Source organism: Xanthomonas euvesicatoria (assembly GCF_013112235.1).
Classification (GTDB): domain Bacteria; phylum Pseudomonadota; class Gammaproteobacteria; order Xanthomonadales; family Xanthomonadaceae; genus Xanthomonas; species Xanthomonas euvesicatoria.
Genome location: NZ_JABFFS010000001.1, coordinates 124,963 through 140,328, shown reverse-complemented (window position 1 = coordinate 140,328; position 15,366 = coordinate 124,963). Strand labels below are relative to the sequence as shown.

At 67.7% G+C, this 15,366-nt stretch carries 9 protein-coding genes; all 9 read left to right on the top strand.

From position 1 onward, the window contains the following. The first annotated feature begins 47 nt into the window (after positions 1 to 47). The 9 genes from HLH45_RS00505 to HLH45_RS00465 all read left to right on the top strand — a co-directional run bounded on the left by HLH45_RS00505 (position 48) and on the right by HLH45_RS00465 (position 15,322). On the top strand, positions 48 to 1,343 hold the full coding sequence (locus HLH45_RS00505; RefSeq protein WP_008573754.1) for a hypothetical protein: 1,296 nt from the start codon (positions 48 to 50) through the stop codon (positions 1,341 to 1,343). Further along, the gene (locus HLH45_RS00500) at positions 1,325 to 2,293 is read left to right on the top strand and encodes a glycoside hydrolase family 113 (RefSeq protein ID WP_008573755.1); all 969 of its coding nucleotides are present in this window, start codon (positions 1,325 to 1,327) and stop codon (positions 2,291 to 2,293) included. The genes HLH45_RS00505 and HLH45_RS00500 overlap by 19 nt, the downstream gene beginning before the upstream one ends. A 395-nt stretch (positions 2,294 to 2,688) precedes the next feature. Continuing rightward, on the top strand, positions 2,689 to 3,867 hold the full coding sequence (pncB, locus tag HLH45_RS00495; RefSeq protein WP_008573756.1) for a nicotinate phosphoribosyltransferase: 1,179 nt from the start codon (positions 2,689 to 2,691) through the stop codon (positions 3,865 to 3,867). 207 nt (positions 3,868 to 4,074) lie between these two features. After that, on the top strand, positions 4,075 to 4,530 hold the full coding sequence (bcsD, locus tag HLH45_RS00490) for a cellulose biosynthesis protein BcsD (RefSeq protein ID WP_008573758.1): 456 nt from the start codon (positions 4,075 to 4,077) through the stop codon (positions 4,528 to 4,530). 28 nt (positions 4,531 to 4,558) lie between these two features. After that, positions 4,559 to 5,035: a hypothetical protein gene (locus HLH45_RS00485; protein ID WP_011348568.1), complete on the top strand. Its 477-nt coding sequence runs from the start codon at positions 4,559 to 4,561 to the stop codon at positions 5,033 to 5,035. 84 nt (positions 5,036 to 5,119) lie between these two features. Beyond that, the gene (bcsA, locus tag HLH45_RS00480; RefSeq protein ID WP_008573762.1) at positions 5,120 to 7,264 is read left to right on the top strand and encodes a UDP-forming cellulose synthase catalytic subunit; all 2,145 of its coding nucleotides are present in this window, start codon (positions 5,120 to 5,122) and stop codon (positions 7,262 to 7,264) included. Between the two features lie 44 nt (positions 7,265 to 7,308). Then, positions 7,309 to 9,633, top strand: a complete 2,325-nt coding sequence (bcsB, locus tag HLH45_RS00475; protein ID WP_033478781.1) for a cellulose biosynthesis cyclic di-GMP-binding regulatory protein BcsB — start codon at positions 7,309 to 7,311, stop codon at positions 9,631 to 9,633. After that, positions 9,630 to 10,811, top strand: coding sequence for a cellulose synthase complex periplasmic endoglucanase BcsZ (bcsZ, locus tag HLH45_RS00470; RefSeq protein WP_008573765.1), 1,182 nt, complete (start codon positions 9,630 to 9,632; stop codon positions 10,809 to 10,811). The genes bcsB and bcsZ overlap by 4 nt, the downstream gene beginning before the upstream one ends. Then, positions 10,793 to 15,322, top strand: coding sequence for a cellulose biosynthesis protein BcsC (locus HLH45_RS00465; protein WP_008573767.1), 4,530 nt, complete (start codon positions 10,793 to 10,795; stop codon positions 15,320 to 15,322). Before bcsZ ends, HLH45_RS00465 begins: the two co-directional genes overlap by 19 nt. Positions 15,323 to 15,366: the final 44 nt, after the last annotated feature.

Sequence of the window (15,366 nt, the reverse complement as noted above, 5' to 3'; positions counted from 1 at the left end):
CGGTTGCGCAGCGTCGCGAGAGCGGGCTGCCGGCGTTTCTCATCGCCGTGGTGGCGCTGTCGCTGCTGAGCCAGCCGCTGCTGGTGCAGTCGGTGGCCACGACGCCCGCGCTTGCGCCGGACATCGGCGTGCCGGCGACCGGGTTGCTGGCGTGGGCGGTCGATCTCACCTTGCATCGCTGGAATCTGCCGTTCCAGGTCTGGCCATGTGTCGCGGTGGCTGCGAACGCGCTGTTCCTGTCGCTGCTGTGGCGCGATCTGGCTGGCGTGTTCGGGCGCGGCTGGGCCAGCGCGCTGACGCTGCTGGTGGGCTGCAACCCGCTGTTCCTGCTGCCGATCGCTGCCGGCGGCAGCCAGGCAGTGGGGTTGCTGGCCTTCTACGGTTTGTGCCGCACCTTGCGCCGCTTGCAGGCGCCGGTGGAAGCCTTCACCTATCTGCGCATTGCGGGCTGGTTGTGCATTTTGCTGTGCCTGGATCTGCAGACGCTGGCGCTGTCGACAATGGTCGCGCCGTGGCTGCTGCTGGTCATGCCGCCGCAGATGCTGCGCAAGGCACCAGGCTCGTTCTATCTGGTGTGCTATCTGCCTTTCGCATTCCTGGTCGGCATGTGGGCCTACGTGAATCTGGTCGTGTTCAATGCGCCGTGGCCGACGCTGTCCAGCATTGCCCAGGCGTCGCATCCGTTGCCGTTGCCACTGGCCGGCCATGCCGACGGCTGGTTGCCGGCGGTCCGCTGGGGTGTGGCGGCCGTGGCGTGCTTCCCGGTGCTTGCGCTGGTGGCGCGTGCGCGCAGCGGTGCGTTGGCGCGTGGCGTGGTGGCCAGTGCCGGCACCGTGATCTGCGCGGCTGCGTTGTCGTTCGCGTTCGGCTGGGCTGGCTTCGATGCCCTGCTGCTGTTGTGGGTGCCGGCGGCGTTGTTGCTGCGTGCGCTGCACGCCGACCAGCGCGGCCAGGCGGCCGGATTGCTGGTGTTGGGCCTGGTGGGTGCGATCTGGGCACAACCGCAGGGTTGGGGTAGCTGGATGCGTGCCGCAGCGCCCGACGAACAGGCCCTGATGCAGGGCGAGGCCGTTGTCATGACGACGCCGGTATCGTTGCCGGTGCGTGCGGCGGCCGCTCCCGCTACGCAGGAGGCTGGGGTGATGCAGCCGGCGATGGCCCAGAGCGCTGCGGTGGCCCCGGCTGCAACGGCATCTGCCGACACTGCCGAGCCGGCCAACCCGGCAGCGGTCACGGCGGTGCCGCAGGACAAGAACAGTGCATCCTTGCGTGCGACGGCGTGCTCCCGGCACGCGGCGCCGCCGAATGCCGAGGTGTCTGCTGCATGTTCAAGCGCGTTCTAAGCGTCGCAACGTTGATCGGCGTGTGTCTGCTGGCAAACGGCTGCAATGCCGCCGCGCCGACCTGGATGGGCGCCAACGTCAAGGTGTCCGCCAACGCCCCGTGGGAAAGTCAGGCTGCAGCGCAGTCGCTGGACGCACTGGCCAAGACGGGGGCCAGCAAGGCGTTGCTGGTCGCGTTCGTGTGGCAGGCCAACCCGCAGTCCAACGACCCGGTGCTGGGCAGCGACAGCAGTGTGGACGCCATGCGCGCTGCGTTGCGGCAAAGCCTGCAGGCTGGATTGCAGCCGACGCTCAAGGTGCATGTCTGGATTCCGGGACACTGGGCCGGCGATGCCGCGCCCACCGACCCGGCGGCGTGGTTTGCGGCCTATCAGCAGGCATTGCTGCCATTGGCCAGGTTGGCCCAGGACGAACACGCCGAAGCGTTGGTGATCGGCACCGAGTTGCGCAAGTTGCAGGACGCGCCGCAATGGCCGGCGTTGGTCGCGGCAGTGCGCAAGGTCTACCACGGAAAACTGTTGTACGTGGCCGACGGCATGGAGCATGCCGAGAGCTTCCGTTACTGGTCGTTGTTCGATGCGGTGGGCACCAGCCTGTATCCGCGCCTGTCCGAAGCTGCCGACGCACGCAGCGCTGAAATGACCGCCGCGGCGCAACGCCTGCAGCAGTTGGGTCAGCGCGTGGGCAAGCCGGTGTGGGTGGCCGAGCTGGGGTTGCGTTCGGCGCGCGGTAGTCTGGCGGCGCCGTGGGAAAGCCCGGAGCAGCGCACGGCCGCCGTCGATACGCGCCTACAGCTGCAGGTGTTGCAGCAGTGGCGCAAGGTACTGCAGGCGCATGGCGTGGAAGGCATTGCGCTGTGGTGCTGGTATACCGACCCCAAGGCCGGCGGCCCGGGCGACAGCGATTTCACCGTGCAGGGCAAGCCGGCGCAGCAGGTGCTGGCGCGCTGAGGGCGACTGGCGAACAGCTGCGTTCGCCGCAGCGTCGGGGCGCGGCCAGTGCCCGGGATCGCCAGAAACCCGCTCGCACGCTTGGGCTTCTGACGCCGGCCACGTCACGTGATGCGGGCTCGCTCTGGTTGCCGGTCGCGCTAGATCGCGCTGCACGTGCATGGCGTGCGCCTGTGCTGTGCGTCAGACGGGTGCAGCTGCACGTGCTGGCGTCACGTTGCATGCCTTCCGACGTGCTCCTTCCGCCAGCGGCTGCGCTGCGCAGAACGGGTTGGAACGCGCTGGCCCAGCTTGGCAATCGCGGCTGTCTACCTGACGACACAGGTGCGCTGCGTTCTCACGCGGCTTGCGCACTGCACGCGCTGTCATCGCCGCCAAGGGCATAATCCGGCGGCATGATCATCCATTCGCTGCTCGACACCGACCTGTACAAATTCACCATGATGCAGGCAGTGCTGCACCAGCACCCGGCAGCGCAGGTGGATTACCGCTTCAAGTGCCGCACCCCCGGCGTGGATCTGGCGCAGTTCGTCGATGAGATCTCGCGCGAGATCGATGCGCTGTGCCGGTTGCGGCTGCGCGAGGACGAAGTGGATTACCTGCGCAGCCTGCGCTTCATCAAGCCGGACTTCGCCGACTTCCTGGCGCTGTTCCATCTGGATCGCAAGTATCTGAGCCTGACCGCATCGGCCACCCATCCGGGCGAGATCGAGCTGACCATCCGCGGCCCCTGGCTGCACACCATCCTGTTCGAGGTGCCGCTGCTGGCGATCATCAACGAGGTGTGGTTTCGCAATACCTCCGAGCCGGATTTCGAAGAGGGCCGCAGCCGCCTGCGCGAGAAGGTGGCGAGCCTGCGCAGCATGCCGGCCGGCTGCAAGATCGCCGACTACGGCACCCGGCGGCGCTACTCGCGGCAATGGCATGGCGAGTTGCTGCCGCTGCTGCGCGATGGCCTGGGCGAACAGTTCGTCGGCACCAGCAACGTGTATTTCGCCAAGCAGTACGGGCTGACCCCGCTGGGCACGATGGCGCACGAGTATCTGCAGGCGTTCCAGGCGTTGGGGCCGCGGCTGCGCGATTCGCAGGTGGCGGCGCTGGAATCGTGGGCGCGCGAATACCGTGGCGATCTGGGCATTGCGTTGTCGGACGTGGTTGGGCTGGATGCGTTCCTGCGCGATTTCGATCTGTATTTCTGCAAGTTGTTCGATGGCATGCGCCACGATTCGGGTGACCCGTTCGAATGGGGCGAGCGCGTCATCGCGCATCTGGAAGCGCACCGCGTCGATCCCCGGACCAAGGTGCTGGTGTTCAGCGACGGGCTCAATATCGACAAGGTGATGCGGCTGTACCAGCACTTCCACACGCGCTGCCGGCTGGCCTTCGGGGTGGGCACCAGCCTGACCAACGATCTGGGGCCGACGCCGCTGCAGATCGTGATCAAAATGGTCCGCTGCAATGGCCAGCCGGTGGCCAAGCTCAGCGACTCGCCCGGCAAGAGCATGTGCGAGGACATCGGGTATCTGCGCTATCTGCGCGACGTGTTCGGACTGCCGCCGATGGCAGAGGGATGATCGCTCGGGGCGATGCCGGCGGGGACTGACGGGCGGGCGTCGCCACCCGCTACAGAAATTCCCTACACGCTGTCGGGGAATGCCCGAAAAAAGTGAGACGCAGATCTCGATTCGAGGATGGCGGCCGCTAACATGTCATCACGCATGCATCACATCGGGTGCATGCGTCGCATGTGACGGCCCTTTTTTCCTTGCGAAGTCTGTTGAATGAGCGCACTCGACCCGCTGCCGCTATACCGTACGCGCAGTTGCTCCCGGCAATGGCTGGGGTTTGTGCGCGCGATGGCCGAGGAGTTCGGCGCCGAGTTGCCCGAGGACGATCTGGCCCTGTTGATGGCGCGAATCGGCCAGCGCTTCGCACGCGAACAGCGGCTTGCGCCGTGCGCCACGCTGGACGACGCGCAGCTCGCGGCCAATGCGGTCTGGGACCGCTGCGATTGGGGCCAGTGCGTGTTGGAGGAATACACCGACCATGTGCAGATCCGGCACGCGGGGGCGCCGTTGAGCGTCGCGCTGAATGGCGCCGCGTGGAGCGATGGGTTTTTGCAGGGTGTCTACGAGGGGTGGTTTCAGCAACTGGGGATGCTGGCGGGTCTGGCGGTGCAGAGCGTGCCGAGCGACACCGTCGATCTGCGCCGCCTGGTGTTGGCGCGCACGGCATGAGCATGTCTGATCGGGCAAGGAGAGTGTGATGACAGCAAGGAAGGGCAAGGACGCACCCCAACATGACGATGTGTCGGGCCTGTTCGCGCGTTTGGGGACGCCGGCCAGCCAGGGGTACCACGATTTCGCCTACACCCAGCTGTCGCCGCGCACCTGCAGCCTGCCGCAGGCCGGTGCGCCTGTAGCGGTCGAACCGGTCACCGTTGCGCCCGATGCCGTGCAGCCGCCGGTGGCGGTTGCCGCGCCGACGCCAAACTTGGGCATGCCGGCCGCCGTACCGGCGCCAGAGCGCTCGCTGCAACCCGTCGTGACGGCAGCAGACCCGGTGCCGGATGCGCTCGCCCCGCTGCGCAAATTGCGTCAGCTCGACGAACCTGCGCCGCGCGGCGTGCAGCCGGCTGATCGGCCGGCGCAGACGCCGTTGGAGCGCTTGTTCCAGCGCCTGTTGCAGGCCGATGCGCGCAGCTGCGCGCAAAGCCCGCTCAAGCGCCTGCGCTCGCGTTGAGCTGTTGCCCGTTGTTTCCCGCTGCAGGCGCCGGTGCGCTTGTCGCTTGTTGTGCCGCACGCCGCCATGCCTGAAGGACGATTGATGACCGCTGCCAACCGCCATTGCGCATCACCGCTGCCGACGCTGGCGACCTGGGCGCTGTGGTTGCTGAGTGCGTTGCTGCTGGTGTTCGTGGTGGCCGTGCCGATGGATGTGACGCAGCAGCTGGTGTTTTCCGGCGTGTTGTTCGCGGTGGCGCTGGCGGTGCGCAACCGCGGCGGGCGGGTGGTCATCCTGATGATGATGGGGATGTCGCTGGCGGTGTCGTGCCGCTACATCTGGTGGCGCATGACCCAGACCATGGGCGTGGGCAGCGCGGTGGATTTCATCCTCGGCCTGGGCCTGCTTGGCGCCGAGCTGTATGCCTTCGTGATCCTGGTGCTGGGCTATTTCCAGGTGCTGTGGCCGCTCAACCGCAAGCCGGTGCCGCTGCCGGCCGACCAGCGCCTGTGGCCCAGCGTGGACGTGTTCATCCCGACCTACAACGAGCCGCTGTCGGTGGTGCGCACCACCGTGCTGGCGGCCAGCGTGATCGATTGGCCGGCCGGCAAGATCACCATCCATTTGCTGGACGACGGCCGTCGCGACGAGTTTCGCGCGTTCTGCGCCGAGGTCGGCATCAATTACGTCACCCGCACCAACAACGCGCATGCCAAGGCCGGCAACATCAATGCCGCGTTGAAGAAGTGCAGTGGCGATTATGTGGCCATCTTCGATTGCGACCACATTCCCACCCGCAGTTTTCTGCAGGTGGCGATGGGCTGGTTCCTGCACGACACCAAGCTGGCACTGGTGCAGATGCCGCACTATTTCTTTTCGCCGGACCCGTTCGAACGCAACCTGGACACGCATGGCAAGGTGCCCAACGAAGGCGAGTTGTTCTACGGCCTGCTGCAGGATGGCAACGACCAGTGGAATGCCACGTTCTTCTGTGGCTCGTGTGCGGTGATCAAGCGCACCGCGCTGGAAGAAGTGGGCGGCGTGGCGGTGGAAACGGTCACCGAAGATGCGCACACCGCGCTCAAGCTGCAGCGCCGCGGTTACCGCACCGCCTACCTGGCCGTGCCGCAGGCGGCGGGTCTGGCCACCGAAAGCTTGTCCGGCCACGTGGCGCAGCGCATCCGCTGGGCGCGCGGCATGGCGCAGATCGCGCGCATCGACAACCCCTTGCTGGGGCGCGGGCTCAAACTGTCGCAGCGGCTGTGCTACCTCAACGCGATGCTGCACTTCTTCTATGGTTTGCCGCGCATCATCTATCTGACTGCGCCGCTGGCCTATCTGTTTTTCGGCGCGCACGTGATCCAGGCCTCGGCGTTGATGATCCTGGCCTACGCCTTGCCGCACATCCTGCAGGCCAACCTGACCAACCTGCGCGTGCAGAGCCGCTTCCGCCATCTGCTGTGGAACGAGGTCTATGAAACCACGCTGGCCTGGTACATCTTCCGTCCCACGCTGGTGGCCCTGCTCAATCCCAAACTCGGCAAGTTCAACGTCACGCCCAAGGGTGGGTTGGTGTCGCGCAGCTATTTCGACGCGCAGATCGCCAAGCCGTATCTGTTCCTGTTGTTGCTCAACGTGGTGGGCGTGGTGGCTGGCGTGCTGCGGTTGATCTATGTGGGTGGCAGCGGCGAGCAGCAGACCATCTGGTTCAACCTGGCCTGGACGCTCTACAACATGGTGCTGCTGGGCGCCACGATTGCCACCGCCAGCGAAACGCGCCAGGTGCGCAGCGCACACCGTGTGCCGCTGGATGTGCCGGTCACCCTGTATCTGCCCGACGGCGGTGTGCTGCCGAGTCGCTCGGTGAATTTTTCCACGGGCGGCATGGCGATCACGCTCGCGCAGCCACAGCCGATCGAGCCGGGTCTGCCGGTGCAGATCGGCCTGAGCCACCGTGGCGTGGAGCAGACCTTGCCGGCGGTGGTGCGCCAGGATCGCGATGGACAGGTCAGCATCCAGTTCACGCAGATGTCGATGGAACAGGAGCGCTGGCTGGTGGCGTCGACCTTCGCGCGCGCCGACATCTGGCTGTTGCAGTGGGGCCAGCACGACCGCGATGCGTTCTGGCGCTCGATGGGCCAGGTGTTGGAAGCCAGTGCACGCGGATTCGGGCGACTGGGCGGGCATATCGTGGACAGCGCGCGGCAGGGCTTTCGTCCGAGGCGCCCGGTGGATCTGGAGTCGTGAGTGTGATGCGTGGTGTTTCCCTTTCCTTTACCAAGATGCCGCTGATGCGGATATTCCCGGCTGTGTTGAGCTGTGCGTTGACCTTGCTGGCAGGCCTGGCCCAGGCGCAGCCCATGCCTGCAACGCCATCTGCGCAGGCAGGCAGCCAGATGCAGGCAGTCACCCCAGCGCAGGTGCCCGTCGCCTTCGCAGCGGCACCGTTGCCAGGCGGCAGCACGCGTGCGGCAACACTGCGCGAGCTGGGCATCGATTACGAAATCACCTTGCGCGGGGTGCAGGGCAGCGCCGGCGTGCCCTTCAGCGTGCGCAGCGATGAGATCGTCACCGCGGCCACGTTGAATCTCAAATACAGCTACTCGCCCTCGCTGTTGCCCGACCTGTCGCACCTCAAGGTCACCATCAACGGCGTCACCGTGGCCACGCTGCCCACCGACAAGGCCAACGCCGGCAAGTTGCTCTCGGCCGATCTGCCGATCGACCCGCGCCTGGTCACCGATTACAACCAGCTCAACCTGCAGTTGATCGGCCACTACACGCGCGATTGCGAAGATCCCGACCACAGCAGCCTGTGGGCGAATGTGGATGCGGCCACCAGCCTGTCGCTGACCACCACGCCGCTGGCCTTGGCCAACAATCTGGCGTTGCTGCCGGTGCCGTTCTTCGATGTACGCGACACGCGCCGGCTGGAATTGCCGTTTTATTTCCCGCAGCGCCCGGACACGGCCACGTTGCAGGCGGCCGGCACGGTGGCCTCGTGGTTCGGTAGCCTGGCCGGCTACCGTGGCGCGGTGTTCCCGGCCTCCACCGAGGCCTTGCCGGCGTCCGGGAATGCGGTCGTCTTCGCTACGCCCGGCACCTTGCCCGCGCAATTTGCGACCGCCGACAGCGGCGTGGCCGACATCCGCGGCCCCACCGTGGCCGTGCTGGCCAACCCGAACGATCGCAACGGCAAGCTGCTGCTGGTGCTCGGCCGCAACAGCGAAGACCTGCAGCGTGCCGCCACCGCGCTGGCCTTGCGCGCACCGTTGACCGGTGCGGTGGCCCGCATCGGCGACATCAGCGCGCCTGCGCCGCGGCGGCCCTACGACGCGCCCAACTGGGTGTCGAGCGAGAGTCCGGTACGCTTCGGCGATCTGGTCACCCAGCCCAGCCAGCTCAACGTCACCGGCTATCACCCCGACCTGATCCGGGTCGGCCTGCAACTGCCGCCGGACCTGTTCGTGTGGGAACGCGACGGCATCCCGGTTGCGTTGAACTACCGCTACACGCTGCCGGAGCAGGACAACAAATCCGCGCTCAATGTCAGCATCAACGAATCGTTCGTGACCACGCTGCCGCTGACCGGTCGCCCATTCGCTCAATCCACGCCGATGCGCTGGTGGAACAGCCTGGGGACGCGCGGCAGCATGCCGGTGCATCAGGACCTGACACTGCCGGTGGGTGCGTTTTCGGCCAACAGCCAACTGCGCTTCCATTTCTTCTTCGATCGCCCGCAGGGCGAAGCGTGCAAGAACACCTTCCCGGATGTGTCCGGTGCCATCGATGCCGATTCCACCATCGACCTGAGCGGCTTCCACCACTACATGGCGATGCCGAACCTGGCGGCGTTCGCCAATGCCGGCTACCCGTTCACGCGCCTGGCGGACTTGTCCGAATCCACCATCGTGCTGCCCAACAATCCCGGCGATCAGGACCTGAGCAATGTGCTGACCCTGCTCGGGCATTTCGGGGCTTCCACCGGTTACCCGGCGCTGCATGCGCAGATCATCGGCGCCGGCGCAGTGCAGCAGCATGCAGGCCGCGATCTGTTGCTGCTCGGTAGCGCCGAATCGCAACCGTTGTTCAAGCAGTGGCGCGCGCATCTGCCGATCGGCCAGGACGGGCGGGCGACCCGCTTTGCGCTGACCGACTGGCTGTTCGAACGATTGCCGCGCTTTCTCTCCTTCGATGCGCGCCGCACCGACCTGCCCACCACCGCCGAGATCGCCCTGCAGCCGCAGCCGGACGACGTCCTGCTGATGGGCTTCGAGTCGCCACTGGCAGCCGGCCGCAGCGTGGTCGCCTTCCAGACCGAGGACCCGGCCAACATGAGCCGCCTGTTCGATGCCTGGTTCGACCCGACCCTGCTCAAGGATTTCCAGGGCAGCGTGGTGGTGCTGCAGCAGAACAAAGTCACCAGTCTGGTCGGCAACCAGGCCTATTACGTGGGGCATCTGCCGCTGCCGACCTGGCTGCGCTGGTATTTCTCGCACCACCCGGTGTGGCTGGCCCTTACCGTGGTGCTGCTGGCGTTGTTGCTGGCCCTGGCCGCACGCGTGCTGCTGCGCAGGCACACCGCCGAGCGGCTCAACGACGGTGGCGGTGCATGAGCGCGCACGCACATACCGGTGGCATGACGCGCCGTCGCCTGCTGCATGCAGGCGCATTGGCCGGCGTGGCCGCGCTGCTGCCGGCAGCCGCGCGGGCGGCGCCCAGCCAGTGCGGGCCGTGGCCGCTGTGGAGCGCCTTCGTCGACAAGCACATCCAGCCCGATGGGCGGGTGGTGGATTTTCTCAATCCCGATCAACGCTCCACCTCCGAAGGGCAGTCGTATGCGCTGTTCTTCGCATTGGTCAACAACGACCAGGTGCTGTTCGACAAGGTGCTGAGCTGGACCCGCCACAACCTGTGCGGCGGCCGCCCGGATCTCAACCTGCCGGCATGGCTGTGGGGCCGCGATGGCAGCGGCGCCTGGCGCGTGCTGGACGCCAACACTGCCAGCGATGGCGAGTTGTGGATTGCCTATGCGCTGCTGGAAGCCGGACGGTTGTGGAGCCGCCCGGGCTACCTCAAGGCCGGCCAGCAGATGCTGCAGCTGATCCGCACCCAGGAAGTGGCCACGCTGCCCGGGCTGGGCCCGATGCTGCTGCCGGGCCGCACCGGTTTCGTCGACAACGGGCGCTGGACGCTCAATCCCAGCTATCTGCCGATCCAGGTGCTGCGTCGTTGCGCCAATGCCGACCCCAAGGGCCCATGGGCTGCCATTGCCGCCAACAGCGCGCGCCTGCTGCGTGACAGCGCGCCGGTGGGGTTTGCCCCGGATTGGACGGTGTGGGACGGCAAGACCTTCAATGCCGATCCCAAGCGCGGCAATGTCGGCAGTTACGACGCCATCCGCGTGTACCTGTGGGCCGGCATGCTGGACGCTGGCGAGCCGCTGCGCGCGCGATTGCTGAAGGACCTGTCCGGACCGGCCGACCTGCTCGCCGCGCAGCAGACGCCGGCCGAAAAGATCGACACCGCGCGCGGTGTGGGCACCGGCGCCCTGCCGGTAGGATTTTCTGCGGCTTTGCTGCCGTACCTGAGCGCACTGGGCAAGCCCGCGCTGCTCAAGGCGCAGGCGCAGCGGGTGCCCGCCGCCACGCAACCGGCCGCCGCTGCATTGCCGTATTTCGAACGCACGCTGGCCCTGTTCGGACAGGGATGGCTTGAGAACCGCTACCGCTTCGCCGCAGACGGGCGCCTGTTGCCCGCCTGGAGAACCCCTGCATGTGCCGCAACGACCTGAAGCCGTTCTACCTCGCCGGAATGCTCGCGCTGTGCCTGCTCGCCGCACCGGCAGCGCACGCGCAGACCAGCGCCGCCCAGCAGCTGGTGGAGCAGGGCAATTACTGGCACGACCAGGGTCGCGACGATCTGGCCGCCGACACCTGGAAGAAGCTGCTCGGCATCGACCCGGACCAACCCGACGCATTGCTCGGCCTGGCCCAGATCGATCTGGCGCAGGGGCGCCAATCCGAAGCGCGCAAGCGGCTGCAGCAACTCGAAGGCGCGCATCCGCAATCGCCGCAGGCGCAGCGCCTGCGCGTGGCGATCGGCGCGCGCGGTAGCAGCAACGCGGGCGAAGATTCCAATCTGCGCAATGCACGTCGTGCCGCCTCTGCCGGGCGCTATGTGGAAGCGGCGCGCAGTTACGAAGCCGCCTTCGCCGGCAAGTCGCCGCCGCCGAACCTGGCGCTGGAGTACTACCAATCGCTGGCCGGCACCCCCACCGGTTGGGAGCGCGCCCGCGACGGCCTGCGACGCTTGCAATCCAGCGACCCGGGCAATCCGTCCGTGCAGCTGGCGCTGGCGCAGGTCCTCAGTTACCGCGAACCCACCCGCCGCGACGGCATTGCGCAATTGCGCACGCTTGCCCAGCGCGCGGACGTGGGTGGGCCGGCACGCAGCAGCTGGCGCCAGGCGCTGCTGTGGCTCAACGCCGGCATGGCCGATGCGCCGCTGTACCAAGCGTTTCTTGCCGGTACCCCGAACGATGCCGAAGTGGCCGCCAAACTCGGCCAGCTGCGCGCGCAACGCACTGCCGCGGCCACGCCGGCCGATCCCAACGGCGTGCTGCTGGGCGAAGGCTTTCGCGCGTTGAGCGCCAACAATCTGAGCGCCGCCGAACAACGCTTTACCCAGGTCTTGCGTGCACGTGCGCGCGACCCCGAAGCGCTCGGCGGCCTGGGCTCGGTACGTCTGCGTCAGCAGCGTTTTGCCGAGGCGCAGGAACTGCTGCGACCGGCCGCGGCCAGCAACGGCAAATGGAAAAGCGCGCTGGAGAGTGCCCGTTACTGGCAGCAGCTGCAGCAGGCCGAAGCGGCGCGCGCGCGCGGCGATCTGGCGCAGGCGCGCCAGCTGGTAGAGCAGGCGGTGCAGCTGCTGCCCAACGAGCCGGCCGGACACGTGGCGCTGGGTGACGTGCAGGCCGCCGGCGACCCGGTTGCTGCCGAAGCCAGCTATCGCAAAGCCTTGTCGCGCGAGGCCGACAATGCCGGCGCGTTGCAGGGCCTGGTCGGGCTGTACAGCCGCCAGGGCCGTCTGCAGGAAGCCAGCGCCTTGTTCGACCGGCTGCCAGCGGCCGAGCGCGCCAAGTCCGGTGGCCAAGCCTTGCTGCGCTCCAACGTGCAGCGCGCCCGTGCGCGTCAGTTTCTGGATGGCGGCGATGCGGTCAGCGCGCAAACCGAACTGGAAGCGGCCATGGTCGAACGCCCCGGCGATGCCTGGATCCGTCTCGACCTGGCGCGCCTGTACCAGCAGGCTGGCCGCCCGGATCAGGCGCGCAGCGTGATGGACGGCCTGCTCGCGGTCCATGGCGACCAACCCGAGGCGCTGCACGCCAATGCGCTGCTGGCGCAGGAAAGCGGCGACTGGCAGGGCGCCTACGACAGTCTGGACCGCATTCCATCGGCGGCACGCACGCCGGCGATGGCCCAGCTGCGCGCCACCGCCTGGATCGAATTGCAGGCGCGTCAGGCGCGGCAGCTGGTTGCGCAGGGCCGGGTGGGCGAGGCGCAGCAGTTGCTGGCGCGTACCGAAACGGCGCTGGGCAATCAGCTCGACGATCCGCAACTGCTGGCCGCCCTGGCCGGCGCGCATGCCGACGCCGGCAACACCCAGCGCGCGCTGGTGCTGGCCCAGCGGCTGGTCACCGGCGCCAACCCGCGCACCGAAGACCGCCTGCAATACGCCAGCGTGCTGCTGCGCGCGCATCAGGACGCCGAGCTCTCGGCGGTGTTGCGTCAGCTGCAGGCCACCACCCTGACCCCGGAGCAGCTGCGCCGCTACCAAGGCCTGCGCAGCGCCTACACGCTGCGGCAGGTGGATGCATTGCGTGAGCTCGGCAATCTGGAAGGCGCCTACGACGCGTTGTCGCCAATACTGGCCCAGCAGCCGGACAACCGCGATGCGCAGGCCGCGCTCGCGCGGTTGTACGCGGCCGCCGGCGAGCACCGCCAGGCGCTGGCGATCTACCAGCAGCTCCTGCAACGTCAGCCCAGCGATCTGGACACGCTCACCGCTGCCGCCAACAGCGCCGCCGCGCAATCGGACCTGCGCAATGCAGAGAGCTATCTGCAACGCGCGTTGGCGCAGGCACCGGAGTCGCCGGAGGTGCTCGCGGCCGCCGGCCGCGTGTATCGCAGTGCCGGCAAGAACCGCAAGGCCGAGCAGTATTTCCGTGCAGCGCTGGCCGCGCAGCAACGTCAGGCCGGGCAGCTCGACAATGGCCTGGCGTCTGCACGTGGCCCGGCCGCCGTCGCCGCATCCGGTCGCCCGCTCAACCCATTCTCCGGCATGACCGGCGCCATGCCGCGTGCGCCGGCGGTGCTGTCCGAACGCATGGACGCCGGCAGCGCCTACACCGATGTCGCAACCGCGCCTGTCGCATCCATCGCGCCGCTCGCCATGCAGCCCAGCGTCGTACCTGTCGCGCCTGCCGCACCCGTCAATGCTGCCGCCGACATCAGGAGCGACGCGTTGCCGCAACCGGTGCGCGCCAGCACCGTGCCTTCCACGTTGCCTGCGCCCGGCAGCCGCTTGCGCGCTTCCTCGCATGGCACGCTGCCGCCTGTGTCGGGCAGCGATCTGCAGCCGCGCAGCAACCTCGCGCAAGCACTGCCTGCGCGCAGCAGCGGCAACAGCGTGCTCGACGAACTGCGCGCCGTGCAGGCGGAAAACAGCGGCGGCCTTGCCGGCGGCGCGCTGTATCGCGCACGCGACGGCGAAGACGGCCTGGGCCGTCTGGACGACATCGAAATGCCGGTGCAGGCCGAATTCGCAGTCGGCGAGGGCAAGCTCGGCGTCACGCTGACACCGACCGTGGTGGATGCCGGCACGCTCGGCACCGACTACGCCACCGCCAGCCGCTTCGGCACCGGCCCGCAAAGCGCCATCGGCGATGCGCTGGCCGCAAACCGTGGCCCGATCGACACGCTGGTCGATTCGCCGGTGTATCAGCTGCTCGCCACCGAAGGCGATACCGCCGCCACGCGCGAACGCCTGCGCCGCTACAGCTTGAATACCGGCCTGTTCAATGCACTGCTGGTGGAGCACAACAACAGCAATGCCGCTGCGCTGGCGGCGTTGGCCAACGAGCCGCTGCCGGCCTACCTGCTCAGCATCAACGCCTCCACCACGCCGATTGCGCAGCTGGCACGCGACATCCTGGGCAATGCCGCGCTCAGCGAACAGCTGGGTGCAGGCGATGCGGCCGCATTGCGCGCGTTGGCCGGCAGCACGGCCGCCGCGCAGCAGACGCCGACCGGCCTGGCCGACACGCTCAATGCCATGGCCGCCAGCGGCAACGGCAGCCGCCGGCTCAGCCAGGACGACACCGGCGTGGGCGTCGGCGTGCGGTATCGCAATGGCGGTTTCAGTGCCGACGTGGGCAGTACGCCGATCGGGTTCCAGGAGCACAACCTCATCGGTGGCGTGGGCTATCGCGGCGAGCTCGGTGACACCGTCAGCTGGTCGGCCGAGGCCTCGCGGCGTGCAGTCACCGATAGCGTGCTGTCGTTTGCCGGTGCGCAGGACGCGCGCAGCGGGCGCGAATGGGGCGGTGTGACCAGCACCGGTCTTTCGCTGTCGGCCACTGCCGACAACGGCCTGCTCGGCGGCTACGCCAACCTTGCCGCGCACCGCCTGCAGGGCAACCACGTGGCCGACAACGACCATCGCCAGGTCGACCTGGGCTTCTACGTGCATGCCTTGGAGACCGAGCATCAATCGCTCACCGCCGGCGTCAATCTGACCACCATGCAGTACGACAAGAATCTCAGCGGCTTCACTTACGGGCACGGTGGCTACTTCAGCCCGCAGGACTATGTGGACCTGGGGTTCCCGGTGCACTGGAGCGGGCGCACGGCCGGGCAGACGGTGAACTGGAAGGTCGACGCCAGCGTCGGTGTGCAGCATTTCAGCACCGAGGCCTCGCCGTATTTCCCTACCGACCCGACCTTGCAACAGGCCGCCTACGACGCCGCGTCGCTGGCCGCGCTGCTCGGTCTGGTCAATCGCTACACCGACCCGGTGTATGCGGGCGAAAGCCGCACCGGCGTGTCCTACAACCTCAGTGGCGCGGCCGAATGGCAGGTGGCCCCGCAGCTGTTTCTGGGCGGGCGGCTGACCTTCAACAATGCACGCGACTACAACCAGTTCAGCAGCAACCTCTACTTGCGTTTCGTGATGGATCGCCTGGGCGCTGCGCTGGGGCGTGCGCCGCAGGTGCTGACCTCGCCGTATGCGGCGGAGCATTGAGGTGACGGCAAACCTGGTGCCTCGCTCCGAAGGCGCGCAGCAGG